This window comes from Rhizobium sp. BK619 (assembly GCF_014195245.1).
Taxonomy (GTDB): domain Bacteria; phylum Pseudomonadota; class Alphaproteobacteria; order Rhizobiales; family Rhizobiaceae; genus Rhizobium; species Rhizobium acidisoli.
The window spans coordinates 157,964-183,254 of the sequence record NZ_JACIBH010000018.1 but is presented as its reverse complement, the minus strand read 5'-3'; the positions used below and the strand labels follow the sequence as shown (position 1 = coordinate 183,254).

General features: G+C 62.8%; 30 protein-coding genes. 10 read left to right on the top strand and 20 right to left on the bottom strand.

All coding sequences use genetic code 11. The features are described from left to right. The 9 genes from FHX14_RS30230 to FHX14_RS30190 form a co-directional block, all read right to left on the bottom strand. Positions 1-116: cytochrome c maturation protein CcmE (locus FHX14_RS30230; protein WP_184378723.1), on the bottom strand; the 116-nt coding region annotated here is incomplete at its 3' end. Continuing rightward, positions 113-1,291, bottom strand: coding sequence for a c-type cytochrome biogenesis protein CcmI (gene ccmI / locus FHX14_RS30225; RefSeq protein ID WP_012557064.1), 1,179 nt, complete (start codon positions 1,289-1,291; stop codon positions 113-115). The genes ccmI and FHX14_RS30230, both read right to left, overlap by 4 nt. 90 nt (positions 1,292-1,381) lie before the next feature. Beyond that, entirely contained in the window at positions 1,382-1,807 is a 426-nt protein-coding gene (locus FHX14_RS30220) for a hypothetical protein (RefSeq protein ID WP_184380668.1), read from the bottom strand. Between the two features lie 118 nt (positions 1,808-1,925). Beyond that, complete coding sequence (locus FHX14_RS30215; RefSeq protein WP_003587694.1) at positions 1,926-3,329, bottom strand: HAMP domain-containing sensor histidine kinase; 1,404 nt, start codon at positions 3,327-3,329, stop codon at positions 1,926-1,928. Continuing rightward, positions 3,319-3,990 (bottom strand): response regulator transcription factor, encoded by a 672-nt coding sequence (locus FHX14_RS30210; RefSeq protein WP_003569356.1) that lies wholly within the window; start codon positions 3,988-3,990, stop codon positions 3,319-3,321. The genes FHX14_RS30215 and FHX14_RS30210 overlap by 11 nt, the downstream gene beginning before the upstream one ends. 53 nt (positions 3,991-4,043) lie before the next feature. Then, a complete protein-coding gene (locus FHX14_RS30205; protein WP_003587696.1) occupies positions 4,044-4,292 on the bottom strand; it encodes a hypothetical protein in 249 nt (82 codons plus the stop codon). A 298-nt stretch (positions 4,293-4,590) separates the two neighbouring features. Beyond that, positions 4,591-4,794, bottom strand: coding sequence for a hypothetical protein (locus FHX14_RS30200; RefSeq protein ID WP_041671353.1), 204 nt, complete (start codon positions 4,792-4,794; stop codon positions 4,591-4,593). A gap of 45 nt (positions 4,795-4,839) precedes the next feature. Further along, a complete protein-coding gene (locus FHX14_RS30195) occupies positions 4,840-5,145 on the bottom strand; it encodes a Dabb family protein (protein WP_012557062.1) in 306 nt (101 codons plus the stop codon). A 19-nt stretch (positions 5,146-5,164) separates the two neighbouring features. After that, a complete protein-coding gene (locus FHX14_RS30190; RefSeq protein WP_184380666.1) occupies positions 5,165-5,851 on the bottom strand; it encodes a hypothetical protein in 687 nt (228 codons plus the stop codon). Between the two features lie 157 nt (positions 5,852-6,008). Between FHX14_RS30190 and FHX14_RS33410 the strand changes: the two genes are divergently transcribed. Next, the gene (locus tag FHX14_RS33410) at positions 6,009-6,140 is read left to right on the top strand and encodes a hypothetical protein (RefSeq protein WP_003587702.1); all 132 of its coding nucleotides are present in this window, start codon (positions 6,009-6,011) and stop codon (positions 6,138-6,140) included. 38 nt (positions 6,141-6,178) lie between these two features. On the opposite strand, the gene FHX14_RS30185 is transcribed toward FHX14_RS33410, so the two are convergent. From FHX14_RS30185 to FHX14_RS30170, 4 genes are all read right to left on the bottom strand, one after another. Next, complete coding sequence (locus FHX14_RS30185) at positions 6,179-6,739, bottom strand: TetR/AcrR family transcriptional regulator (RefSeq protein WP_184380664.1); 561 nt, start codon at positions 6,737-6,739, stop codon at positions 6,179-6,181. A 28-nt stretch (positions 6,740-6,767) separates the two neighbouring features. Then, a complete protein-coding gene (locus FHX14_RS30180; protein ID WP_003587706.1) occupies positions 6,768-7,229 on the bottom strand; it encodes a nuclear transport factor 2 family protein in 462 nt (153 codons plus the stop codon). Positions 7,230-7,314: 85 nt separating this feature from the next. Further along, the gene (locus FHX14_RS30175) at positions 7,315-8,268 is read right to left on the bottom strand and encodes a pyridoxamine 5'-phosphate oxidase family protein (protein WP_003587708.1); all 954 of its coding nucleotides are present in this window, start codon (positions 8,266-8,268) and stop codon (positions 7,315-7,317) included. Between the two features lie 60 nt (positions 8,269-8,328). Next, complete coding sequence (locus tag FHX14_RS30170; RefSeq protein ID WP_003587709.1) at positions 8,329-8,940, bottom strand: glutathione S-transferase; 612 nt, start codon at positions 8,938-8,940, stop codon at positions 8,329-8,331. Positions 8,941-9,086: 146 nt separating this feature from the next. Between FHX14_RS30170 and FHX14_RS30165 the strand changes: the two genes are divergently transcribed. After that, entirely contained in the window at positions 9,087-10,013 is a 927-nt protein-coding gene (locus tag FHX14_RS30165; RefSeq protein WP_003587711.1) for a LysR family transcriptional regulator, read from the top strand. On the opposite strand, the gene FHX14_RS30160 is transcribed toward FHX14_RS30165, so the two are convergent. Both FHX14_RS30160 and FHX14_RS30155 read right to left on the bottom strand, forming a co-directional pair. Further along, positions 9,983-10,351, bottom strand: coding sequence for a DUF983 domain-containing protein (locus tag FHX14_RS30160; protein ID WP_003587713.1), 369 nt, complete (start codon positions 10,349-10,351; stop codon positions 9,983-9,985). The two genes, FHX14_RS30165 and FHX14_RS30160, sit on opposite strands and share 31 nt — an antisense overlap. A 217-nt stretch (positions 10,352-10,568) precedes the next feature. After that, a complete protein-coding gene (locus tag FHX14_RS30155) occupies positions 10,569-11,972 on the bottom strand; it encodes a PLP-dependent aminotransferase family protein (RefSeq protein WP_003587714.1) in 1,404 nt (467 codons plus the stop codon). Between the two features lie 287 nt (positions 11,973-12,259). On the opposite strand from FHX14_RS30155, the gene FHX14_RS30150 reads away from it, so the two are divergent. Then, positions 12,260-13,165, top strand: coding sequence for a S1C family serine protease (locus FHX14_RS30150; RefSeq protein WP_003587715.1), 906 nt, complete (start codon positions 12,260-12,262; stop codon positions 13,163-13,165). A 43-nt stretch (positions 13,166-13,208) separates the two neighbouring features. Here FHX14_RS30150 and FHX14_RS30145 read toward each other — a convergent pair whose 3' ends face one another. Continuing rightward, positions 13,209-14,096: a LysR family transcriptional regulator gene (locus tag FHX14_RS30145; protein WP_003587717.1), complete on the bottom strand. Its 888-nt coding sequence runs from the start codon at positions 14,094-14,096 to the stop codon at positions 13,209-13,211. Between the two features lie 102 nt (positions 14,097-14,198). Between FHX14_RS30145 and FHX14_RS30140 the strand changes: the two genes are divergently transcribed. Both FHX14_RS30140 and FHX14_RS30135 read left to right on the top strand, forming a co-directional pair. Continuing rightward, positions 14,199-14,816, top strand: a complete 618-nt coding sequence (locus FHX14_RS30140; RefSeq protein ID WP_003587718.1) for an NAD(P)-binding domain-containing protein — start codon at positions 14,199-14,201, stop codon at positions 14,814-14,816. A gap of 184 nt (positions 14,817-15,000) precedes the next feature. Next, complete coding sequence (locus FHX14_RS30135) at positions 15,001-15,381, top strand: VOC family protein (protein WP_003587720.1); 381 nt, start codon at positions 15,001-15,003, stop codon at positions 15,379-15,381. Positions 15,382-15,466: 85 nt separating this feature from the next. On the opposite strand, the gene FHX14_RS30130 is transcribed toward FHX14_RS30135, so the two are convergent. Further along, a complete protein-coding gene (locus FHX14_RS30130) occupies positions 15,467-16,429 on the bottom strand; it encodes a LysR family transcriptional regulator (protein ID WP_184380674.1) in 963 nt (320 codons plus the stop codon). Between the two features lie 122 nt (positions 16,430-16,551). Between FHX14_RS30130 and FHX14_RS30125 the strand changes: the two genes are divergently transcribed. Together FHX14_RS30125 and FHX14_RS30120 are read left to right on the top strand one after the other, a co-directional pair. Continuing rightward, positions 16,552-17,952 (top strand): MFS transporter, encoded by a 1,401-nt coding sequence (locus tag FHX14_RS30125; protein ID WP_184380662.1) that lies wholly within the window; start codon positions 16,552-16,554, stop codon positions 17,950-17,952. Between the two features lie 94 nt (positions 17,953-18,046). Then, positions 18,047-18,424, top strand: coding sequence for a hypothetical protein (locus tag FHX14_RS30120; RefSeq protein ID WP_172643247.1), 378 nt, complete (start codon positions 18,047-18,049; stop codon positions 18,422-18,424). A 602-nt stretch (positions 18,425-19,026) separates the two neighbouring features. Here FHX14_RS30120 and FHX14_RS30115 read toward each other — a convergent pair. Beyond that, entirely contained in the window at positions 19,027-19,338 is a 312-nt protein-coding gene (locus FHX14_RS30115; RefSeq protein ID WP_037073230.1) for a hypothetical protein, read from the bottom strand. A gap of 200 nt (positions 19,339-19,538) precedes the next feature. Between FHX14_RS30115 and FHX14_RS30110 the strand changes: the two genes are divergently transcribed. Beyond that, the gene (locus tag FHX14_RS30110; RefSeq protein WP_172643300.1) at positions 19,539-20,591 is read left to right on the top strand and encodes a fatty acid desaturase; all 1,053 of its coding nucleotides are present in this window, start codon (positions 19,539-19,541) and stop codon (positions 20,589-20,591) included. Between the two features lie 89 nt (positions 20,592-20,680). Here the strand turns inward: FHX14_RS30110 and FHX14_RS30105 are convergent, their stop codons facing one another. Continuing rightward, complete coding sequence (locus FHX14_RS30105; RefSeq protein WP_184380660.1) at positions 20,681-21,595, bottom strand: SDR family oxidoreductase; 915 nt, start codon at positions 21,593-21,595, stop codon at positions 20,681-20,683. Positions 21,596-21,684: 89 nt separating this feature from the next. Between FHX14_RS30105 and FHX14_RS30100 the strand changes: the two genes are divergently transcribed. Next, positions 21,685-22,245 carry a TetR family transcriptional regulator gene (locus tag FHX14_RS30100; protein WP_184380658.1) on the top strand — a complete coding sequence of 187 codons (561 nt, stop codon included), beginning with the start codon at positions 21,685-21,687 and terminating at the stop codon, positions 22,243-22,245. A gap of 5 nt (positions 22,246-22,250) precedes the next feature. Here the strand turns inward: FHX14_RS30100 and FHX14_RS30095 are convergent, their stop codons facing one another. Continuing rightward, entirely contained in the window at positions 22,251-22,739 is a 489-nt protein-coding gene (locus FHX14_RS30095) for a YcgN family cysteine cluster protein (RefSeq protein ID WP_184380656.1), read from the bottom strand. 195 nt (positions 22,740-22,934) lie between these two features. Between FHX14_RS30095 and FHX14_RS30090 the strand changes: the two genes are divergently transcribed. After that, positions 22,935-25,121: a PBP1A family penicillin-binding protein gene (locus FHX14_RS30090; protein ID WP_054181697.1), complete on the top strand. Its 2,187-nt coding sequence runs from the start codon at positions 22,935-22,937 to the stop codon at positions 25,119-25,121. Positions 25,122-25,291 lie beyond the last annotated feature (170 nt).

Genomic DNA, 25,291 nt, shown 5'->3' with positions numbered 1-25,291 from the left:
GGCATGTAGAAATAGGCGACCGACTGGCTGAAGGCGAACATGACCAGCAGCACGGCGGCGGCAATAAAGCCCATGCCGCCCGCGATCACCGCCAGACGCTTCTGCTTGCGGGTCATTGCGTCGCTCCCTCAGTGGCTATGCCGAGTTCCTTGGCCAGGGCCAGCAATTGGCTGCCCTGTTCGCCGGGCGGCGGAAAGGCGGCAAGCCCGCGCTTCAGCGCATCGGCGGCACGATCCTTATCGTTCAACACGGCATAAGAGCGGACGAGCCGCACCCATCCCTCGAAATTGTTCGGATCGGCGCTCAGCTTGGCGTCGAGGCTCTCGACCATGCCACGGATCATCTGCTGCCGGTCGCCAGCATTCATGCTTTCGGCCGCCGCCACATCCTGCTGCGTGGGATTGCCGGGGGCAGCCGTATCGGCGCCCGGGGCAGCCTGATTGGCGCCCGGGGCAGCCTGGCCGGCGCCTGCCGGCGCGCTGCCATTCATGGCGATATGCTGGTTGACCAGCGGCAGCCAGGGCGCATCGGCCGGCGATTGTTTCGCCAGCGCTTCGAAGGCCTGGCGCGCCTCGTCGCGTCGTCCTGCCTGCTCCATGCTGAGGGCGACGTAGAAGCGCGCGCGCGGATTGTCGGGTTCCAGCGTCAGCGACTGTTCCAGCACCTGCCGCGTTTCCTCCGTCACCACACCCTCGGAGACCGCCATCAACGTCTCGGCAAGGCCGTCCAGCCGGGCGGGGCTCGGGCCGAGCAGCCGGATAGCGTTGCGGTAGGCCAGTTGCGCGTCGTTCACGCGCATGGTGCGCAGATAGATCGGCGCCAGCACGTCCCAGCCCTTGCCGTCATCGGGGCTCTCGGCCAGGTGCCGTTCCGCCTTGACGATCAGCACCGCCATATCGTTGCCGGGATTTTCCAGCCGCGCTTCCAGCGGCTGCGAGGGCAGATTCGGCCTGCCCGTCGTCAAATAAAGACAGAGCCCGAGAAGCGGCAGCACCAGCAGCACGAAGGCCTCGGTGAAACGGTGATGCCGTGCAGGTTTCGGCGCCTCTTCCGGCTCGCCACCAGAGACGGCGATCAGCCGACGGCCGATTTCCGCCCTGGCATAATCAGCCTCCTCAGGCGTGATCAGCCCGCCATTGAGATCGCGGTCGAGTTCGCGCAGCTGGTCGCGATAGACCGCCGCCTCGCCCGCACGGATATTCTCAGCCGCCTTCGCACCGCGCAGAAGGGGGTAGAGTAGGACAGCAGCGACGACTGCCGTCAGAACGGCGACGAGAATCCAGAACAGCATATCGGCCCAAATACGTGAAGCGGGCCGCCATTCCAACTGCCAAAGCCGGAATGACGAAGATTTGAGGCTATAAGCCGCAATTTACCTGATTCAGCCGAGCGGCGACCAGCTGCCGTCCTCGTTGCGGCAGGCAGCGCCGCGCACCACGGTATCCTTGCCGTCGACGGTCAGCGTATGGGTATATTGCCGGCAGTTCTGTGAACCCACCTGGTAGGGTGCGGCGGCGACCACCTTGCCGGTGACGTCCTTGCCGGTCCACAGCATCGGCTGGCCGACAGCGGCGCCTTCCAGCGCCCGATATTCCGCCTCGAGTGCCCGCTGCTTGTCGCTATCGCTGAGCGTCACGCCGCTGCGGCCGACAAGGCCGCCCTGCAACGCGGTGAGGAAGGCGGCCGAGGCCGAGGGCTTGCTCGAAAAAATGCCGCGTGAAGCAGCACCCTTCGTCGTCGTGCAGCCGGAGAGCGCGACGGCGACGAGAAGAGCGGAAGCGATCATGCCTTGCGAGCGTAAAATCATTGCGTCGAACCACGATCAGGGGTCAATTTCAGCCGATCGAAGTGCAGCGTCCCCGTGTCAGCATTAAGGCAAAGCATGCTATGCATTTGCCAGTATCTTTGTGACATCAAGCAGTTGCTCATGCAACATCCTTTGTGATGCCGGGCAGGATAAGCTTCGCCTTGAGCCCGCCCCATTCGCCGCGGGAAAGCTCGAGCCGCCCCTGATACTCGCTGGAAATCTCGGTGACGATCGAAAGGCCGAGCCCGGTACCGGGCTTGCTTTCGTCGAGCCGGCGGCCGCGCTTCAGCGCCTCGCGGATCTGGTCGGGCTCCAGGCCCGGCCCGTCATCCTCGACCGCGAGTTCCACCCAGTGGCGGCGCGCGCTCGCCTCCGCGCCCCTGACGTCGTCGCCGGCCTCGACGGCCGAAAGCCGGACCTTGCTCCTGGCAAAACGCGCCGCATTTTCCAAGAGATTGCCGACGGTCTCCTCGAGATCCTGCTGCTCCATGGCGACGGCCAGATGCGGCGGCGAGACGACGAGATCGAATTCGGTATCGACGTTCAGCCGGCGCATGACGCGCACCAGCCGCTCGAGCGCCGGCTCGGCATCGGTGCGGGCGAGCACAGATTCGCGCTGCGCAGCGATGCGGGCCCGGTTGAGATAAGACTGCACCTGCCCCTGCATCGATTCCGCCTGGCTGCGCACCAGTTCGCCATGGGATTTTTCGAGCACGCGCGCCTCGTTCAGCAGAACGGCGATCGGCGTCTTCAGCGAATGGGCGAGATTGCCGACCTGCATGCGGGCCCGCTCGACGATGCGGCGGTTGCTGTCGATCAGCGCGTTGACCTCATTGGCAAGCGGCAAAATCTCGCGCGGGAAGTCGCCCTTCAGCTGCTCGCTCTCGCCGGCGCGGATGCGCTCCAAGGCGGCGCGCGCCTTGTCGAGCGGCTTCAGGCCATAAAGAATCGCCAGCGCATTGACGATCAGGCTGCCGACGCCGAAGCCGGCGAGCGCCAGATAAAGGCTGTGGGAAAAGGTGCGCACGTCGTCCTCGACGACATCGACATTGCCGGTGACGCGGACGCGCGCCGCGCGCCCGTCGGTGTCGAGCACCACTTCGGTTTCAGCCACCTGGACGCGGTTCCCGGAGGCATCCGTCACCTGGTAATAACGTTCGTAATTCTTGTCGAAGGGCGCCTCGACGACGGAAGGGACCGGAATGAGCGCCGAGCCGAGCGAGGGCGAGACCAGCGGCGCCGTCGTATAGGTGCCGAGCGGCTCCACCACCCAGTACCAGCCGGTCTTCGGCTGGGCAAAGCGCAGATCGCCAAGCTGCGGGCTGCCGCTGAGCGCGCCCTGATCGCCGATGGTCACCGAGTTGATGACGTTATAGAGCTGTGCCCGCAACAGATCCTGGAAACCACGCTCGGCGCTCTTGCGGTAGAGGGTGGAGATCAACAGGCCGATCACGACAAGCGCCACCGTCGACCACACCGTGGTCAACAGCAAGACACGTGCAGTGAGCGACTTAATTCGCATGTTTCGGCGCTTGGATGCGGTAACCGAGACCGCGCACCGTTTCGATCAGATCGACGCCCATTTTCTTGCGCAAACGGCCGACAAAGACCTCGATCGTGTTGGAATCGCGGTCGAAATCCTGATCGTACATGTGCTCGACCAGTTCGGTGCGCGAGACGACCTCGCCCATGTGATGCATTAGATAGGCAAGCAGGCGGTATTCGTGCGAGGTCAGCTTCAGCGTCGTGCCGTTGACCGTCGCCTTCGAGGATTTTGTATCGAGCCGCACCGGCCCGCAGATGATCTCGGATGAGGAATGCCCGGCCGCACGGCGGATCAGCGCCCGAATGCGCGCCAGCACTTCCTCGACATGGAAGGGCTTGGTGACGTAGTCGTCGGCGCCTGCGTCGATACCGGCGACCTTGTCGCTCCAGCGGTCGCGCGCCGTCAGAATCAGCACCGGCACGCCGCGGCCGGCGCCGCGCCATTTTTCAAGAACGGTCACTCCATCCAGCTCCGGCAGGCCGATATCGAGAATGATGGCGTCATAGGGTTCGGTATCGCCGAGGAAATGGCCTTCCTCGCCGTCGAACGCCTGGTCGACGACATAGCCCGCCTCCTTCAGCGTGTCGGCCAGCTGCCGGTTCAAATTGACGTCGTCTTCGACTACCAGAATACGCATCGGTCCGCCTTCGTCCGCTTCAAATCGATCTGTCCTGAATAGACCGATTCCGCCTACATCGGAACCTTTACCGTCACCTTGCGTGGACGCTGGCCGTTGCCCGACACCAGAACGGTGATGATGCAGGTATCGCCCACCGGCTGCACGGAGAGAAGCTGGCCGCCGGTCTGCTCGACGACCTGGGCTGCGGCGGCGCTGCAATCGCCTGCAACACTATGAACAAGGGTGCCCGCGCCATCCGGTGAAGGCGCCGATACCACCAGTCCGGCGGCCAATGCTGCGACGCTCAGAGGAAAGGCCATGTGCTATGCTTTCAAGGTAATGCCAACGTGGCCCGAATATGTACTCACACGACCTGAATGGCAAATGAATGCACTGTAATGCAGGGCATTTAGAACCATTCTCGACTACTGGCGGCAGATGCTGAAAACGGCTGCCGCGACCGGCTTCGGCGGCCTTCTCCGCGTGGGAAAAGTCTGCGGCTCTGGGCGCACACGGAGTGCTGGGCGTGGATACTCGGGTCACCTGCCCTGACGACGGGGGCGGCGCCCACGCATCAGCCGAGCCCGGGCGTCCCTCAACAGTCCAGGTCAGCCCTTCTTAATATGTCTGGATTATCATCGGCATCAGGACGAGAGCGGCTCTCCGTCCAAGCATCGCGACCGTTGCGGCCGCCTGACCATGAACGCGCAGCTGTTTTTGGCGAATCTTTTGAATCGCTTGCCAGCGCTTTTTCGAAAGTTGAGTCGGGCGGCTCGGAAGTTGATTGAGCTTCAGCGCATCCTGCACCGGAAAATCATTCATCCATTTGAAACATCAACGGAATGTGACAGCCGAATGCTTTGAAACTCATAGCGGCCGCGTCACTGCCGTACGGCTGTCGTAATCGGCGGCGATGCGTTTTTCCCGGAGCGGCCGCACCCGCTCGATCGACAGCTGATAATCGGGATGAGCCTTGTAGGCGGCAAGGGCCGCTTCGTCGTCGAATTCACCGTAGACCACGAGATCGATCTCGGTGCCCAACTGATCGGTCTTCACATTGGTGCCGATTTCCAAAAGCCGCGCATGCGGAATGGCGGTCAGGATCGAAAGCCCGGCCCTCACCTCCTGCAGATGCTCCTCTTGCACGGTGAAGAAGACGATATGGCGGATCACGCGAAGCTCCTGTCAAGTTTCAGAGGGTCAGCCGCGCGATAACACGCAAGCCCCAGGCCTTCAACCGCGCGATCATGCCATGCGCAGCATCGGGACGCATCGCCGCATGGAAGGCCATGGCATAAGCCGCGAGCTTCTCCGCCCGGTCGGTGCCATTGACGATGCGGCGCGCGTTCACCCAGTCCTCGGTCGCCGCGTTCAGGTGATCGGCAAGCTTGTGGCCGGTAAAGCTGCCCTGCAACATGCCCTCGATCAGGATCGTCACCGCTGCATCCATCTCCATCGCCCGGTCGGGATCGGCAACGAGGTCGATGCCCGTCAGCGTGCTCATCGCCTCATAGTTCCGCTTGTGGGTGAGCTGCACCAGGCCGCGCCCGAGCCAACAGCGGCCATCTTCATCGGGCCGCCAGTAGGGCGTCTTCACCCAGGAAAGCCGGCCTGCGGCAAAGGCCGTCTCCAGGATCTCGACGGCGCGGGCATCGCTTTGCGCCAGCGTCTCCCGCACCGGCTGCATCGTATAGGCGGTCTCATGATAGGCGGTTGCGAGGATATAGGCGAGCCATCGCCGGTCGGCATGGGGAAACCGCTCTTCCCAGGCGTCGAGAATCGCCGTGACGCCCGCTACCTGAGGATGAGTCAGCTTTCCCTTAAAGAGCTCGTCCTTCACCGCATCGAAAAATAAACTTCGGTCCATGTGGACAACCATTCCGCGCTTCCCAGAAAACATCATGGTTAAAACCGCCTTAATCGATTAAAATTCATTTAATCGTTTAAAGTCTTTAAGCCACTGATTTACACGCCTTTTGTCTTGTGCAATGCATCTTCTTGCCCTGAAGCCTTGCCGCGAAAAGAGGAGACTTCCGATGCAGACGCCTGCCACTCCGCAAACCACCATTCCCCAGCACCTCGTCGACCAGATGGAAAACGAGTGGCGCCAGATTCGCCTTGAACGGGAAAATCCGCGCCCGGCCCAGCAGCCTCAACAGCAACGCTGAGAGATACAGGCAAAGCGGCGCGGATGTAAGGCCAGCCCTCATCGCGTCGCAGCCTCAAACCGCTTCGCCAGCGTTTCCAGCGAGCGGGTAAAGATCATTTCGTCTCCCAGCGCCCGCGCCAGCACCAGCGCGCCTTGAATGCCGGCGACACCTTCCTCGGCGAGCGCTTGCGCCTCTTCGTCAGAACAGCCTGCCCGGCTCAACGCCGAACGCAAGGCGCCGATCCAGCGAATGAAATAGTCGCCGATCGCCGCCGAAAACCGCTCCCTTGTGTCGTCAAGGGCGAAGGCGCCGACGAGGCAGATGCGGCGACCGGATCTGAAGTAATCATTCACATTGACCCACATCGCTGCGATCGCCTGACGGGCGTCGTCCTGCCTCAGCGGCCGATAGATCGCCTGCTCGAACCAGGCGTCGATTTCGGCAAGCACGGCGTTAGCCATCTCCTCCTTGCCGCCGGGAAAGAAGTGGTAAAGGCTCCCCTTGCCGAGGCCGGTGCGTTCGGTGATGCGGCTGAGCGCCGTGCCCTCATAGCCAAGTTCGCGGAAGATTTCCGCCAGCAGCGGCACGATGTCGGCGCGTTCGTAGACGGTCTTCACCGGCAGAGTTTCCTTGGCCTGGTTTGCGTCAAAGGCCAAGCTCGGTCAGGCCGGGATGATCGTCCGGCCGCCGGCCGAGCGGCCAGTGATATTTGCGCTCGGATTCGCGGATGGGCAGGTCGTTGATGCAGGCGAAGCGGCGCTGCATCAGGCCGGCGGCATCGAATTCCCAGTTCTCATTGCCATAGGAGCGGAACCAGTTGCCGCTGTCATCGTGCCATTCATAGGCAAAGCGAACGGCGATGCGATCGTCGGTGAAAGCCCAGATCTCCTTGATCAGCCGGTAATCCAACTCCTTCGCCCATTTGCGGGTGAGGAAGGCGACGATCTCGGCGCGGCCGTTGACGAATTCGGCGCGGTTCCGCCAGCGGCTGTCCGGCGTATAAACGAGCGAGACGCGCTCGGGATCGCGGCTATTCCAGCCGTCCTCGGCAAGGCGGACTTTCCGGGTGGCGGTCTCAAGGGTGAAGGGCGGGACGAGGCTGGACATGGATGCTCCTGTACTGAACAGTAATTATTGTACCGATCGGTACAATGATTTGCAAGAGGGCCGGAGCGGCGTTTTGCCGCTCCCCTCACCCACGCGAGCGCCGCAGCAGATCGGCGCTCTCCTTCCTCCATCGCAGCGGCAAGGCATCCGGGCGCAGCACGATCTCTTCCGGCGTGAATCGCCACAGCCGTTCCGCCCGTTCAAAGCTTGTGACTTCGGGCGAATCCAGCAGCACCTCGACCTTTCCCGCCAGCTGCAGCATGTCGCCGGTTTCAAAATCGACGAAGACCAGCCCGGCCTTCGGGTTGACCAGAAAATTGCCGAGGGTGTTGAAGAACCGATTGCCGGAAAAATCGGGAACGGTCAGCACCCCATCGGCACTGGCACGCACGAAGCCGACGTCGCCGCCGCGATGGGAGACATCCACCTGCCGCTCGCCATTGTCGCGATCGACATAGGAGGCGACGAAGAAGGTATCGGCGCCCTCGATCATCCCGCGCATGCGATGGTCGAGGTGACCGGAATGCAGCGGCGCCACCTCTGTCGGCCTATCGGGATCGCGGACAAAGACGGAAGAGCGAGGCTGGATATATTGCGGGCAATTGCCGAAGCTCTGGCCGACGCGCAGGCGGAAGGCTTCGGCATCCGTTCGGCGGATGACGCCGTTTAGCCGGTTGCGCCGCCGGGTCTCGAGCTGGATGCCGAGCATTGCGATCGCGTCGCCATCCTCCATGCCGGCATCGGCAGGATCGGCCGGGTCGCGCGGCAGGTCGACATCGAGGCTCTCCGGGTCCGGCGAGGACATGAAACCCGGTCGCGCAGCCCGCACCGTCGCCCAGACATCGCCTTTGGTATCGACAGCGCCGAGCACTATGAAGGGCAGCATCGGAAAAAATGCGCGGTGCTGTTCGGGCATCGCCTTGCGGACGAAATTCCGGCCGGGTCCATCCATACGTTCGACGACCCCGACGCTGCGCTGCATGGCAAGCTCACCCTGATGCCAGGGTGACGTTGCGTCCTCTCTTGTCTGCTCCAGCATGACGGCCTCCTTGCGGGCACCATTTGGGAAATCGGGACGGTGATCCGTCCCGGCGCAGTCTCATGCGGCAAGGCCGATCTTCGTCTTGCGAAAGCCGACGAAACCCGGCAGCGCCTCGATGCGGGCAAGCCAGGCGCGGACGCTCGGATAGGCCGAGATGTCGACATTGCCCTCCGGCGCATTGGCGATGTAGCTGTAGAGCGCGACGTCGGCGATGACAGGATCGCCGCCAAGCAGGAAATTGCGGCCGGCGAGCTCCGCTTCGATCAGCGCCAGAATACGGTGTGCCCGGGCGATCACCTCATCGGTGCGGAAATCGGCGCCGAAAACGGTAACCAGGCGGGCGGCGCAAGGTCCATAGGCGATCTCACCAGCCGCGACCGAAAGCCATTTCTGTATTCGCGCCGCGGCCAATGCCTGTTCCGGCAGCCAGTCGGTGCGGCCATATTTGCGCGCGAGATAGACGAGGATGGCAGAAGAATCGGCAATGACCGTGCCCTCGTCGTCGAGGACCGGCACCTGCCCGAAGGGGTTGAGCTTCAGAAATTCCGGCGCCTTGTGGGCGCGCGCCGCCAGGTCGACCTCGACCAGTTCATAGGGCACGCCAAGCAGCGACAGGAACAGGTGAACCCGGTGCGAATGGCCGGAAAGCGGGTGATGGTAGAGTTTCATGACGGTTTCCTTTGGTCTTCCCGATCGACGGGCCATGATTGACGATGGCCGCCTGCGAACCATCTGCGGGCTAATTTATTTCCTTCCATTTGATTGCAGTAGAATGCTAATCTGGAAGGCATATTCCCATTTTTCGGAAGGATAGAATGGACCGCCTCGACGCCATGACCGTGCTGCTTGCCGTTGTCGAACAGGGCAGCCTATCGGCTGCCTCCCGGCATTTGCGATCGCCGCTCGCCACCGTCAGCCGCAAGGTTTCCGAGCTGGAAGCCCATCTGAACGCCCAGCTGCTGCAGAGAAGCAACCGGAAGATCACGCTGACCGAGGCCGGCCGCTCCTATGTGGAGGCGGCGCGGGAAATTCTCGATCGGGTGGAAGAGGCGGAACGGACGGCGGCCGGCGAATACAGCGTGCCGAAGGGCGCGCTGACGATGACCGCGCCGATCGTCTTCGGGCGGCTGCATGTCCTGCCTGTGGTGGTGGATTTCCTGAAGGCCTATCCCGATATCAATCTGCGGCTGATGCTTGGCGACCGGCTGTCGAACCTCGTCGAGGACCATATCGATGTGGCGCTCCGGATCGGCAACCTGCCGGACAGCAACCTGATCGCCACCAGGCTCGGCGCGATCCGCCGGACGGTCTATGCCAGCCCGGATTATCTCGCACGGCAGGTCACGCCTCGGCATCCGGGCGACCTCGTCGCGCATGACTGCATCACCTTCGACAGCATGGCCTCGACGCTGAGCTGGACATTCGCCGAGGGAAAACGCGATCTCACCGTGCCGATCCGCTCACGGCTTGCCGTCAACACCGCCGAGGCCGCGGTCGATGCGGCGGTCGCCGGCCTCGGGATCACCCGGGTGCTGTCCTACCAGGCCGCACGCGCCGAGACGGCGGGTCTGCTTGCGCCACTGCTTGCCGATTTCGAACCGCCGCCGGCACCGGTGCATCTCGTCTATCCCGCTCAGGGATTGGTGCCCCTGAAATTGCGCGCGCTCATCGATTTCGCCACGCCGCGGCTGCGCGCGACGCTGAACAGATCTCAGGCGAGTTTGCCCTCTTCCGCCTTATAGAAATACTGGCTGGCGACCAGCCAGCCCTTCAGCGGCCTGAGCGGCGGAATGCAGGTGGCAAGCATGAAGGGGCCGGTGACCAGAAGCTGCACCCAGATCGGCGCGGTAAACGCCACCTCCAGCCAGACGCCGAGCAGCACGCTCGGTATGCAGGCAAAGCAGATGACGAAAAAAGCCGGGCCGTCGGCCGGATCGGCAAAGGAATAATCGAGGCCGCAAGCCTCGCATTCCGGCTGCAGTGTCAGAAAGCCCTTGAACATATGACCCTGGCCACAGCGCGGGCAGCGCCCCCTGATGCCGGTCTGCAGCGGAGGAAGCGGGGGATATTCGGTTTCCATGACGATCACACCTTGTTCTGCATAGGCATCAAACCATTCAATGCCCAGCAATGAATGCATTCAATATAAATACATTATTGAGACATTGCCAGTCAACTCGTCAGAATGCCGCAGAGTTCCGCAGGCCGGGCCGACCGCGGATTGTGCAAACTTGATTTGAAGGGGTCGCAATAACCGATCGCTTGCCTGGAGGGCTCAGCTGCGCGGCGTTGGCGGCTCAGAAGAACGAAGCCGCCATCTCCGGCGGACCCTCAAGCGCATGGGCCATGAAATCCAGTGCGCCCTGCAGCTTCTCCCGGGTGATCGGGCCGCCGAGGCAGACACGCACGGCCTCGCGCGCGGCGCCTTCGACCGTGAAGGCATCGCTTGCCACGACGCCGATGCCGGCGGAGCGCATGTGGCTGCCGAAGGTGGAGCGGGTCCAGCCATTGGCGAGCGGCAGCCAGATGTTGAAACTGAGCGGGTCGGCGCGGTAGCTGCCTTCAGGCAGGAGCGCGGCGACCATCTGCTGACGCGCGGCGGCTTCCGTGCGGATGAAGCGCAGGATCGCGTCGGCCGTGCCGTCCTCGATCCAGCGGGTGGCGAGCGCCAAGGTCAGCGGCGAGGCCATGACATTGTTGGCGCGCATGGCGCTGACGAAGGGCCACACGGCCTTGCTATCCGGGGCCACGACATAGGCAAGACGCAAGCCGGCGCCGATACATTTCGCCAGCCCGCCGATATGCCAGGTAAGATCGGGCGCCGTTGCCGCAAGCGGCGACGGGCCTTCCAGCGGAATGAAGCCGTAGGCATCGTCTTCGACGATCGGCACGTGATAATTGCGGGCAACCGTACCGATTTCCTCGCGGCGCCTGGCCGGGATGGTCAGCGTCGTCGGGTTTTGCAGCGTCGGATTGAGATAAAGCGCCTTCGGCTGCAATCGCTCGCAAGCTCTCGCAAAGGCGTCCGGCAGGATGCCGTCCTCGTCCATCGGCAGGCCCGCCAGATTGAGCCGCAGCTGGGCAGCGATCGAGCGCATGCCGGGATAGGTGATGATTTCCGAGAGCACGGTTTCGCCCGGCTTTGCCAGCAGGCCGAAGATCGCCAGCAGGGCCGGATGGGCGCCCGGTGTGACAAAGATCCGCTCCTGCGGAGGCTTGAGCCCGCGACGGCTGAGCCAGGCGGCGGCAGCCTCCTTGTCCATGCTGGAGCCGCCGAAACCCTGATAGCGCAGAAGCGGAACGAGGTTTCCTGCCACCATCGCCATGCCCTCGCGCATGCGGGCGATCAGTTCCGGATCATCCGGTTCCGGCGGCATGTTCATCGAGAAATCGACGATAGCTGCCCGGCGCGGATCGGGCGCCGCGCCAGGCGCGAAGCCCTGGCTCTCCCTGGCCGCACCACCGGTGACGAAGGTGCCTCGGCCGACATGCGAATCGACCAGCCCGCGCTTCTGCGCCTCGACATAACCTCTCGCCACCGTGGTGAAATCGACATTCAGCCGCTTGGCGAGTTCGCGTTGCGGCGGCAGCCGGTCGCCGGCCACGAGGTGGCCGCTGCGCAGATCCATTTCGATCACATCGGCGATCGCCATATAACGCGGGCTGCTGCTGCGCCCGAGATCGGGGTGCCAGTCTTTCATGTCGTCATCCGTGCAGCCTGAGTCCTGATGGGATTGACTGTATATTGTTGCACGGTGACGCTGTCACGAAAAATGTCGTGTGCAACACTTGGTGCGGGCAGTGAATGGCGTGGTGCAGCTCTTTCCAAGCGATTTCATTGCCCATTGAATGCATTGCGCATTGGGTTCCGGGGTTTGGAAATTCCATTGGCAATAGCCTTGCCTCCGCCCACCCATCTTCTTACCTATTCAAGACAGAGTGCGTCAGATTTCGGCCTTTCGCGCCGGCGCTCTGTCAGGATGAAAGCATGAATATCGATCCAATTTTGCGGTCAATCGTGGCCGTTCGTTCTTCCATCCCGGAAGACGCCTTCACAGCAGAGACGCTGGGCACTGTCCGGGAGGGCAGCGGCGTGGTCATTCGCGACAATGGGCTGGTGCTGACTATCGGTTACCTCATCACCGAGGCCGAAGAGGTTTGGCTGACCACCCATGACGGGCGCGTCGTTCCCGCGCATGCACTTGCCTATGATCAGGAATCCGGCTTCGGCTTGGTGCAGGCGCTCGGGGTTCTCAATGCACCGGCCGTGGATCTCGGCGATGCGGCAAGCGCCAAGGCCGGCGATGCTGTGGTGCTTGCCGACGGCATCGGAGAATTCGTCGAGGCCAACATCGTCGCCCGGCAGGAATTCGCCGGCTACTGGGAATATCTGCTGGATGAGGCGATTTTCACGGCGCCGGCCCATCCCTCATGGGGTGGTGCGGCGCTGATCGGTTCGGACGGCAAGCTTCTCGGCATCGGTTCGCTTCGCCTGCAAATGAGCCAGGGCGACGAGGTCGCCGATATCAACATGGTCGTGCCGATCGACCTTTTGACTCCGATCCTCGACGATCTGTTGAACCGCGGAAGCGTCAACAAACCGCCGCGGCCCTGGCTCGGCGCATTCTCCGCCGAGAGCAATGGCGGCGTGGTGGTGATGAGCGTTGCCGAAGGCGGTCCGGCCGCCCAGGCGGGTCTGCGGCAAGGCGATATCATCTCGGAGATCCGCGACGAAGAGGTCGATGGCCTGGCCGATTTCTACCGCAAGGTCTGGAGCAGCGGCCCGGCCGGCGCCGAAATTCCGATGCGGATTCTGAGGAACGGCCGGGAAGCCTGGCTGCGCATCAAGTCCGCCGACCGCAACAATTTTCTCAAGAAGCCGCAGCTGCAGTAAGGTCGCCGACCACCACCGAATGCGCTTTCTGTTTGCGCGGACTCTACCGGCGGAGATCTCCGGCGATCCAGCCGATCGCGGCCTTCACCCGTCGCGGCACGAATTGCCGCGACGGGTGAACCGCATGGATCGGCAGGCTGTATTTTTCCCAATCGGCAAGCACCTCGGTCAGCCGCCCGGCGGCGATGTCCTCCTCTACCAGCACCAGCGGCGCATAGACGAGGCCGGCGTCTTCTATCGCGGCAACACGCATGGCTTCGCCATTGTCGATACCGATATTGCTGCTGATCTTTGCCGCCAGCACCCGTCCATTTTGATCTTCGAAATGCCATTGATCGCGCGGGACGAGGTTGAGGCTGAGAATGCAGCGGTGCTCTTGCAACTGCTCGGGATGGGTCGGGGTGCCGTTCTTGCCGAGATAGCCGGGAGAGGCGCAGCAGACGAAGCGATAGGCGCCGATCTTTCTTGCGATCAGGGAAGATGGCCGCAGATGCGCCACTCGAATGGCAAGGTCATAGCCTTCGGCGATCAGATCGACGTTCCGGTCGGTCAGATTGAGTTCCAGACTGACAGCGGGATGCTGATTGGCAAAGCGAGCAATGGACGATGCCAAGCGCTTCACGCCGAGCGTCGTCGGTCCGCTGATGCGGAGGTGGCCGGATATTTCGTGGTTGTCGGGGCCGGCAATATCGTTCAGCTGCTCCAGCTCATCGATAACCCTGCTTGCTCTCTCCAGAAATCTGCGACCGATCTCGGTGAGCCTCTGGGTTCGCGTGGTGCGCTCGATCAGCTTGACCCCATAATCTGTTTCCAAAGCCTGGATGCGCCGGCCTACCATGGCGGGCGACAGGTTGAGCCTGGCGGCAGCTTTGGCGAAACTGCCAGCCGTCGCCACGGCGACAAAGGTCTTCAAATTGGTGAGATCGGTCATTCGATACTTTTATGCAATTATATTCCGCCATTCAATGCCATTCATGATGGGATTGCTGTCGGCTATATCGACGTCATTCAACTCGATGAAGGAATCGACCACATGAAAACCGCTATTATCGGAACTGGAAACATGGGCGCCGGCTTGGCGCGTCGTCTGGCAGGCAAGCGCGAGCTCATCCTCGCGTCGCGGAATGAGGCCGCGGCAAAGTCGCTTGCCGAGGAGATCGGCGCCACAGGCGCATCGATCTCCTCCGCCGTGGCCGAAGCCGATATTCTGGTCCTCGCGCTGCCTTATGCTTCGGCGCTCGAATTTGCCGAAACGGCAGCATTGCGGGGCAAGATCGTCGTCGACATCACCAATCCGCTCAAGCCCGATTTCTCCGGCCTGCTGTTCGGTCACGACACGTCGGCAGCCGAGGAAATCCAGCACAGGGCCAAAGGCGCCAAGGTCGTGAAGGCCTTCAATACCATCTTTGCCGAGCTGTTTGCGGCTTCCCCAAAGCACACCTCCACCATACCGGTCTTCCTGGCCGGGGACGATGATGTTGTCGAAACCGCCGCAGCGCTGGTCAAGGATGCCGACTTTGCTGTCGAGAAAACCGGCTCGCTCGACGCCGCTCGCCTGCTCGAACCCTTGGGGATGCTGAATATCCGCCTTGGTTACGGCCTCGGTCGCGGCACCGGGATTGCCCCGAAATGGGTTGCAGTCGACGGCTGACGTCACGGCTGGTCTCGCCCATGCGGGGCCAGCCATTCCTATCGCCTGAAATGCATGAGCTGCCAGGCCGCAGCAACCAGCGCCGTTCGTTGACTTGAGACGGCGGTTGAAAGATGGTGGCGTCGTACCATCTTGAGGATGGAAATCCGTCTGGAACGAGCGGTGACAAGGAGTTTTGCGGCCCATGTTCGATCATGTCTCCATCGGCGTCAAAGACCTCGACAGAGCCCGCCGTTTCTATGATGCGGCGCTGGCGCCGCTCGGATATGAGCGGCTCTCCAATTCCGACACCATGATCGGCTATGGCCCGGAACGGGTCGGGCTCTGGGTGATGCAGGTCGAGCAGCCGGTTCTTGCCGATCTGCGGTCCGGGCTGCATTTCTGTTTCGTCGCACCTGATGAAGCCGCCGTCGATGCCTTTCACGCGGCAGCCGTCGCCTCCGGCGGCACGGATAATGGCGAGCCGGGCATTCGGCCGGATTACGGGCAGTTCTATTATGCCGCCTTCATTATCGACCCGGACGGCTACCGTCTCGAAGCCTATTTTCACAAAGGCGAGCTGTAATAGGCTCTAGCTATAACGCAATTCCCGGCAAAAGCGCTTCGCGCTTTGCCTGTGAAAACCGCTTCACACTTTTCCTGGAATTGCTCTACGCCGCAGCTCTCGATATCGAGACGCGGCAGCCGGAGGCGACGAGCGCCTCGTCGGCGACGTCCAGGAACAGACGGCGGAACCAGCGCGCCCGGCCATCAGCCTGGTCGACGCGGCGATAGAGCATCGTCACCGGATCGGCCGGCAGCGACAGCGGCGGCGCACAAATCGTCAGCCCGTGCAATTGCGCCATGCAGCGGCCGATCGATTCCGGCACGACTGATATGGCCGGCATCGCCCGCAGCGCCGTCGGCAGGGCGGAAAAGCGCGGCACCGTGGCGACCACACGCCTGACATGGCCGGTGCGGCTCAACGCGGTGTCGATGCTTGTGGAGGCATTGCCCTCGAACGAGACCGTGACATGGGCGACATTGGCAAAATCCTCAAGGCTTAATGGCGCCTTCAGCTTGAGTTGAGCCTCGTCGTAAATGCAGATCGAGGCCTGGTTGAACAGCGGCGCGCGGATGTGCCAGGAGGCCGGCTCGTCATGCACGGAAACACTGAAATCGAAGACCCCCTCGTCCAGCCGGCGCGCAGCATCGCGCTTTTCGGAAGCGATGCCGATCAGCCGGGCGCCGGGTGAAAGCTGCAATAGGCGGGCGGCAAGCGGGCCGAAAAAGGCCGTTTCGAGATTGTCGCACATGCCGATGCGGAACTCGCCCTGCCAGCTTGCCGGATCGAAGTCGGCCTGCGGGCGAATGGCGCGTTCGATGCCCGACAGCGCATCCTCGATCGCCGGGGCAATGGAAAGGGCGCGCGGCGTCGGCTGCAGGCCGCGACCGACCCGCACGAAAAGTTCGTCATCAAGCGTCTCGCGCAGCCGTCGCAACGCGGCCGACAGGCCCGGCTGCCCGAGCAGCAACCGCTCGGCGGCGCGGCTGACATTGCGCTCCTGCATCAGCACCGAAAAGGCGAGCAGCAGGTTCAGGTCGATTTTGCGAAGCGTGGCATCATTCATCATCATGAGTAATACCTGGCATGGCTACTATCAATTTGCAATGAGGTAGGAAGATGTACATTTTTTCGTTCCCTGCCGTCCGCGCAACCTCCCTCGACGAGGCGGCAGCAAAAAGGAACGTTTCGATGACACTTTCCAAATCGAAAGGCGCTGCGGGGCTGGCATTGCTGCTGCTCTGCGCCGCCAACTTTCTCGACGCCATGGACGTCTCCACCATCGGTGTCGCGCTTCCCGCCATCCAGGCCGAACTCGGCATGGAGGCGACATCGCTGCAATGGGCCGTCAGCGCTTATGTGCTCGGCTATGGCGGCTTTCTGCTGCTCGGCGGCCGGGTGGCCGACGTCTTCGGCCACCGCCGCGTCTTCCTCTGGTCGCTGGCGATTTTTGCCGCCGCCAGCATCGCCGGCGGCTTCGTCGACAGCGGCCCGACGCTGATCGCCGCCCGGCTGATCAAGGGCATTGCCGCCGCCTTCACTGCGCCTGCCGCGCTGGCGCTGCTGCTCTCCGTCTTCGGCGAGGGATCGGCGCGGGCCAAAGCGCTCGGGGTCTTCGCCTCCACCGGCGCCACCGGCTTCGTGCTCGGCATGGTGCTAGGCGGTGCCGCGACGATCTTCAGCTGGCGGGCAACGCTGGTCATGGGTGCGCCGGTCGCCATCCTGACGCTCTTTCTTGCGCCGCTGGCGCTGCCGGCCGACCCGAAAAGAACAGGACCGCGGCCTCCTTTCGACTGGGCCGGCGCACTGACGATCACCCCCGGGCTGCTGCTCTTCGTCTTCGGCATCACCAATGCGGCGGCCGCCGGCTGGCAGGCTTTTGCGACCTGGGGCTCGCTCGCGGCATCGCTGGCGTTGATCCTGCTCTTCCTCGCGGTCGAGGCGCGTCACGCCGATCCGATGGTGCCGCTCGGCATGTTCCGCCGGGCGAAACTTAGGCACGCCAATGCGATTGCCGCCCTCTTCCAGGGCGCCTATGTCGGCTTCCAGTTCCTGGCGACGCTCTATTATCAGAACGTCCTCGGCTGGTCGGCCTTCACCACCGGCTTCTGCTTTGCGCTCGGCGGCGTCTTCGTGATGTTCCTGGCCCCGCGTTTTGCGACGCTGGCACAAAACCGCGGCGCCACCGGGCTGATGGCGGTAGGTGTCGGCCTGCAGGCCTTCAGCTACATCTTCTGGGTGACCGCGCTCGGGCATGTCGACCCGATCCTGCTCGTGCTGTTCTCGCAGATCCCGCTCGGCCTCGGTTATGCACTGACCTACCCTTCCGTACAGGTCGCAGCCCTTTCCGACGTCGAGGATGACAAATCGGGGCTCGCTTCCGGACTGCTCTTCGCCTCCTTCCAGATCGGCGGCGGCATCGTGCTCGCAGCCGCCTCGGCAGTGTTCGGCGCCGCACCGCATTTCGGCTGGGATCCTTATGTCGCCGGTATCGCCTTCGTGGCGCTGCTAGCGGTCGCCATCACCCTGCTTGCCGCCGCCGGTCCGCGGACATCGGCCGCCCGGACGCCGGCCTATCAGGCCGCGGAATGACCGTTGCGCCCGCATCCTGACCGGTGCGGGCGCTTTATAAGATAAAAGGAATATTAGCGACAGAATCCCATTGCCTTGCCCCGGCGAAAGGAGCATGGTCTCGCCTTCGGCAGCCATTGTACGGGCGCTGCCGACTGAGGGTTTTCATCCCCTCGCCCCGACGAAAGGAGGGCCCATGTCTTCCACTTCCGAAAAGCCGCATCTGACCTCGTCCGATCTCGACATGCTTCAAGGCGTGCTCGACGAGGCCGGCTACGATGCCAGAATTCCGACCGACGACCAACGGGTGTTCAACGTCGCGGCCGTGCTGCTGATCAAGCTGTTCCAGGAGGGCGTCACCTCGCCGGCCATGCTCTCACGGGCGCTCGAATACCATTTCGGCAAGCCGAAGGCCCCGCCGAAACCGGTCGTGCCCGTTTGTAACCGATATGCGATACAGGGATTGCCCCGCGAAAAACGCGCCGCCGGCTAACGCGCGGCGCGTCTTTCAGATGCGCCAAAGGAGCCCAATCACTTTGAACCTGCGGTATCGGCGTTGCAGCGGCCGGTTATATCGTGCGGATCGGCGCTTACCAGCAACGGCAGCATGCCCAGGATCTTGCGGAGATTGACAAGGAGTGCCGGGTGGCGCTCCTCGAAGCGGACGGCTGCCTGGCGCGCGGCATCATGTCGGCATCCGGCCACGCGAAAATGCAAAGAACCACACTGCTCGCCTGTTTCCCATCAACGCGTCCCGCTTGTGGAAATATGGCTTTCTTGCGGCAACGGCCTTAATGGCACCGCAATTTCATCGTAAGAGAGTGGTTCGCTGATTTGGCCGATGCGGCATCTGCGGTGACCGGAATCCGGCCCGCCATTTTCCCGATCGCGAAAGCATGATGACGTCCCGCCTCAACGTCGGGTTTGGCTTTTGGTGACCTCTCAGGTCATCCGCCTCCAGACTTCGATGCGGTTTCAGCAGGCATCATTTCATTCAATTCCTGCGGCCCGGCGTTGTCGGGTCGCCCTCATGACGATCCTGCGATCTCCGGTCGCGATCGACAAGCGGGCGAACACCGCGCAGGCTACGGCTTTTCAGTTTTCGATCAAAAGGGGAGATTTATCCATGGCAAAAGGACAGGTAAGAAGCAATCGCGAGGTCCGGAAGCCGAAGAAGGACAAGCAGGCGGCGAAGGTGGAAAGCACGTTCGCCAACCAGATGAAGACGGCGACCACGACCGCGCCGCATGGCAGTGCTCCAAAGAAATAAAACATCTTATCGAGCCTCCGCCCCTTCGCAGAGACAGCGCAAATCGGCATCGATTTGCGCATAAAATCATGCGTGAACTGAAGGTGACTGTGCGTCCCGTCGGCCGCGCTGCGCTCCGGCGTGACATTATCACCCATTGACATGTTTCCACAAAAACAGGAAGTGCTGCAGCCATGGTCTCTCTTCACACAATGTACCGTTTCGACTATCCGCTCTTTCTCATTCGCTCGGCTGTGGTGATCGCACTCGGCCTTTCGAGTATCGCGGCCCTTCATGGCGCTATTCTGTGATCGAATCCGCGCGCCGCAACGAGAGCAAGGAAATCCAAGTGGTCCCTTTGGGCGAACCCGCCGCAAACTCGGAGTCCTCCGAGGGGCACAATGCAATTTTGGCTGAGAAGCGCTGGTTGAAGATCCTTGCCGGATATCGTCAGCCGAGAGCCGGACGCAGCGCTTTCGAGCTTGCCGTCACGGTCGTCCCCTTCGCGCTGTTCTGGGCTGCCGCATGGGCTGCGGTTCATTACAGCTTCTGGCCCGGCCTCATCCTCGTCGTTCCCGCCGCCGCCTTCCTGTTGCGGCTGTTCATGATCCAGCACGATTGCGGCCATGGCTCGTTTTTCGCACGCCGCGGCGTCGACGACTGGGTTGGACGAACGATCGGCATCCTGACGCTGACGCCGTACGACTATTGGCGCCGGGCGCATGCCGAGCATCACGCCTCGGCGGGGAACCTGGACGAACGCGGCGTCGGCGACATCGAAACGCTGACGATTGCCGAATATAATGCGCTGTCGCGCTGGGGCCGGCTCGGCTACCGGCTCTACCGGCACCCGGCGGTGATGTTCGGGATCGGGCCGGCATGGCTGTTCATCTTCAAGCAGCGCCTGCCCTTCGGCATGATGCGCTCCGGCGCCCTGCCCTGGGTCTCCACAATGGCGACCAATCTTGCCATCGCAGCGGTCGCCGCACTGCTGATCTGGGCCGTCGGGATCGTCCCCTTCCTGCTGGTGCATCTGCCGACCGTGCTTCTGGCCGGCGCTGCCGGTGTCTGGCTGTTTTACGTCCAGCACCAGTTCGAGGAAACGCACTGGTCGAAGGAGCCGGACTGGCAGTTCCAGCATGCAGCCCTCCACGGCGCCTCGCATTACGACCTGCCGCCGGTGCTGCGCTGGATCACCGGCAATATCGGCATCCACCATGTCCATCATCTGTCGAGCCGGGTGCCCTATTACCGGCTGCCGGAGGTGCTGCGAGACCATCCTGAGCTTGCCGACCTCGGCCGCATCACGCTCATGGAAAGCCTGCGCTGCGTCAAGCTGGTGTTGTGGGACGAACAGACGAAACGGCTGGTGTCGTTTCGCGATGCGGCGCGGCTCGCAGCCGCGCAGTAAGCAGCGGCCTCAAAGCGCGTCGCCGCAAATCCGATTGATGCGGCGCGCTTAGTCCTTTGTTTTGGGCATGTGCCCCTGGGCGACAGGTATTAGCGGTATCCCGTTACATCTGCCGGCTTGCCCGGCTCCTGCACTTCCACCATGTAGCGCCAGCAATCCGGCCGCGAACCGTCGATGTCGTCGAAGCCGTAGACCTTGGCCAGTCCGCCGCTCGACAGGGACTGGCCATTCCAACGGGCGCGGTCGGGATCGGCGGCAATTGCCGCCACCGCGCGGCCGACGAAGCGCGGCGTTTCGGAAATGGCGAAATGCGGCTGCACCTTGGTCGCGTCGCGCCAATTCTCCTCGCTGACACCATAGGCATCCAGCATCATTTCGGAGCGCAGCCAGCCGGGCGTGATCGAAACCGCCGTGGCGCCGTGTTTTGCCAGATCCTGTGCATGCGCCCAGGCCATGCGGGTGACGCCGGTTTTGACGAGGTCGTAGAAGGGCGACAGCCGGTAATGGGTGGCATTGTAGTCGGCCGTGCCGTCGGTCACCTCGACCAGCAGCCCGCCCGGCCGCTCGATCATCAGTGGCAGCGCATAATGGGCGGTGATCAGATGCGTGTCGATGCCGAGCCGCAGCAGGCGCAGACCCTTGTCAAGCGAATGCTCCCAGACGGCCTTATCCCATTCGAACAGTTTTTCGCCGCCCCAAATGTCGTTGACGAGAATATCGAGCCGGCCGGCCTCCGCCCGGATGCGGGCGACCAGCGCCTCCACTTTAGCCTCGACGAGATGGTCTACCCGCACGGCGATACCCCTGCCGCCCGCAGCCGTGACACGTTCGGCCGTTTCCTCGATCGTCTCCGGCCTGGCATATTCGGATTGCTGCGCGCGCGTCGTGCGCCCCGTCACATAGACGGTGGCGCCGGCAGCGCCGAGTTCGACTGCAATGCCGCGGCCGGCGCCGCGCGTTGCACCGGCGACCAAAGCCACTTTCTCCCGCAAGTCCGTTGTCACTTCTCCATCCTCCACGTTAAAAATGAAAACCGCCCATTTTATATAAACGAACGTTCGTTCATAAATAAGGCAGATGCAAGAGGAATTTGATGCCGCGCCGCCGTACGCTTTCCGATGAACAGCTTCTCGCCATGGTGCTGGCGCTGATCCACGCCGAGGGGCCGGATGCGGCGACCTTTGCGGCGGTGGCCAAAGTCAGCGGCCTTTCCGGCTCGACGCTGGTGCAGCGTTTCACCACGAAGGCGGCGATGCTGCGCGCAGCACTGCTATACGCCTGGGACAGGCTGGATGCGGAAACGGCAAGGCTTGCCGGCAGCGTGGCGAACACACCGGACGGCGCCGTCGCGCTGCTCGTCGGACTGTCGCAGAATTACGGCGACAATGCCGCCGCCTATGGCGAGGGACTGCTGGTGCTGCGCGAGGACTTCCGCGATCCAGTGCTGCGCGCCCGGGGGGCGGTCTGGGGAACGGCGCTGACGGCGGCGATCGCACGCTGTTTCGGATCGGCAAGCGCGCCGGAGACCATCGCCCGGCTGATGCTGTCGCAATGGCAGGGCTCGCTCACCTGGTGGGGCTTTGGCGCTGAAGGGCCGGTGGATAAATATGTGGAGATGGAACTGCGCCGCTTCCTCGCAGCGGTAAAGAGCTGAGCCGCTTACGCCTCTTCCTCTTCCTCTTCCTCGTCCTTTTCTTCACCCACGGTCAGCGGCCAGTCGACAACGTAGTCTTCGAGATCGTCGATATCGATCTCGTTTTCGTTGATCGTGCGGCCGCGCGCGGAAATGCCGGCGGCATGAACGGTTTCCGGATCGCCGGAGATCAGCGGATGCCACCAGTAGAGATCACGGCCTTCATTGACCAGCCGGTAGCCGCAGGTGGGCGGCAGCCAGGCGATATCGGGCACGTTCTCCTTGGTCAGCTGCACGCAATCGGGAACGAAATCCCAGCGGTTCTCATAGCTGGAGCAGCGACAGCTTTCGCCGTCGAGCAGCTTGCAGCTGACCGAGGTGAAATAGATATCGCCGCTATCCCATTCCTCGATCTTGTTGAGGCAACAGAGACCGCAGCCGTCGCAGAGGCTTTCCCACTCGGCGACAGTCATTTCGGCAAGCGTCTTGCGCTTCCAGAAGGGCAGATCGTTCATCGTCGTTTCTTGCAACAGCGGCCCGCAAATTGACGTGACCGCCATCTATCTCTCTTGTTATCAGCCGCAAAATCAATCAATTCTTCAGCATGCTCCTGGTATCGGAGAGCTTTGCGGCCATATGGCGGCCTCGCGCTTTCGCCGCTTTCCGAGGGCCGGAGATGAGCGAAACGCGATCAGGCGGGAATACAGGACGTGCAGGATCCGGACAACCCCGAAAGAGGTCCCGAAGCGGGCCTCAAAGAAACGGCGAGTAACGCGGCGGACAAGCGGCCGGCGAAAAGCCGCCACATCCTGCTGCGCATCGATTCATGGATCGATTCGACCGTCTGGAACGCCGGCTTCCGCGCCGCCGAGATCTGGGAAGACATCACCATCTTCTTCCGCCGCTTCCGCGTGCGCGGCTGGAAGCGCATGGTTTTCGAACTGGCCGGCGAAGGGCTGACGCTCGGGGCGGCCGGCTCGGTGCTGATGCTGCTGCTTGCCCAGCCGGCCTTCGAGGCGACCAAGGAGGACTGGCGCAACCGCGGCGATTTCGCCGTCACCTTCACCGATCGCTACGGCAACGTGATCGGCCATCGCGGCGTCATCCACCAGAACTCCGTGCCGATCGACGAGCTGCCGGATTCCCTGATCAAGTCGGTGCTGGCCACCGAAGACCGGCGCTTCTTCGACCATTTCGGCATCGACGTGATCGGCCTCTTCCGCGCCATGGTCACCAACGCCCAGGCCGGTGAAGTCGTGCAGGGCGGCTCGACGCTGACCCAGCAGCTCGCCAAGAACCTGTTCCTGTCCAACGAGCGCTCGATCGACCGCAAGATCACCGAAGCGTTCCTCGCCTTGTGGCTGGAGTCGAACCTTTCGAAGAAGGAAATCCTCTCCACCTATCTCGACCGCGCCTATATGGGCGGCGGCACGTTTGGCGCAGCCGCGGCGGCGCAGTTCTATTTCGGCAAGAACATCACCGATGTGAACCTGGCCGAATCCGCCATGCTGGCCGGCCTGTTCAAGGCGCCGGCGAAATATGCGCCGCATGTCAACCTGCCGGCGGCACGTGCTCGCGCCAACGAGGTACTGACCAATCTCGTGCAGAGCGGGCTGATGACCGAGGGACAGGTGATCGCCGCCCGGCGCAATCCGGCAACCGTCGTCGACCGCAACGAGGTGGAATCGCCCGACTTCTTCCTCGATTGGGCTTTCGACGAGGTGCAGCGGCTTTCGCCGCGCTTCCACCAGCATTCACTGATCGTGCGCACGACGATCGACATGGGTATCCAGCAGGCGGCCGAGGAATCGGTCGAAACGTCGCTGCGCGAATATGGCGAAGCCTATCACGCCAAGCAGGGCGCCATGGTGATGATCGAGAACGGCGGCGCGGTGCGCGCCATGGTCGGTGGGCGGGACTACGGCGAAAGCCAGTTCAACCGCGCCACCAGGGCGCTGCGCCAGCCGGGCTCCTCCTTCAAGGTCTATACCTATTCGGTGGCCATGGAGAGCGGGATGACGCCGCAGACAACGATCGTCGACGCACCGATCTCCTGGGGCAACTGGAGCCCGCACAATTATGCGAACCATTATGCCGGCCGCATAACCCTTGAGACGGCGATCGCCCAATCGATCAACACGGTGCCGGTGCGGCTCGCCAAAGAGAAGCTCGGCATCCAGCCGATCCGGGCCATGGCGAAGAACCTCGGCGTCGAAACGCCGATCCGCGACGACGTCACCATCCCGATCGGTACATCCGAGGTGACGGTGCTCGATCAGGCGACGGCCTATGCCACCTTCCCGGCCGGCGGCTACCAGTCACGCCGCCACGGCATCACCCAGGTTCTCGATTATGACGGCGACGTGCTCTATGATTTCGACCGCGACGAGCCGGCGGCCAAACGCGTGCTGTCCGAACAGGCCGACGCCTATATGAACCAGATGCTGTCGCGCGTTCCCTATGTCGGCACGGCGCGCAAGGCGGCACTCGACAACGGCATCGTCACGGCCGGCAAGACCGGCACGACGCAGGCCTATCGCGATGCCTGGTTCGTCGGCTTCACCGGCAACTACACTTGCGCCGTCTGGTTCGGCAATGACGACTATACCTCGACCAACAACATGACCGGCGGCTCGCTGCCGGCGATGACCTTCAAACGCGCTATGGACTATGCCCATCAGGGTGTGACGCTGCGCGCCATTCCCGGCATCGAGAATCCCCTGCCCTCGGAAAAGGACCTCGCCAAGACCGTCGCAGCCAAACCGCAGGACGGATTGCCGCAGCTCATCCGGCCGCGCATGCTCTCGGTGCAATCGACGAATATCCTCAAAGCCCTCGGCGCAAAGCTGAAAAATGCCGCCCCGCTGGCGCCCGCGAAGGTGGCGAGTGCGGAATAGATCCTGAGCGGATGCGTCGAACGATGCCGGGAGATCGGCGAGAGTAGCCCCTCATCCGGCTGCCGCCACCTGCTCCCCGCACGCGGGGCGAAGGGGCCAAGCCGTGACCTCTCGGTCTCTCGCTAACGTCTGGTAGGGCACGTCCCCTCTCCCCATCAAAACGGGGAGAG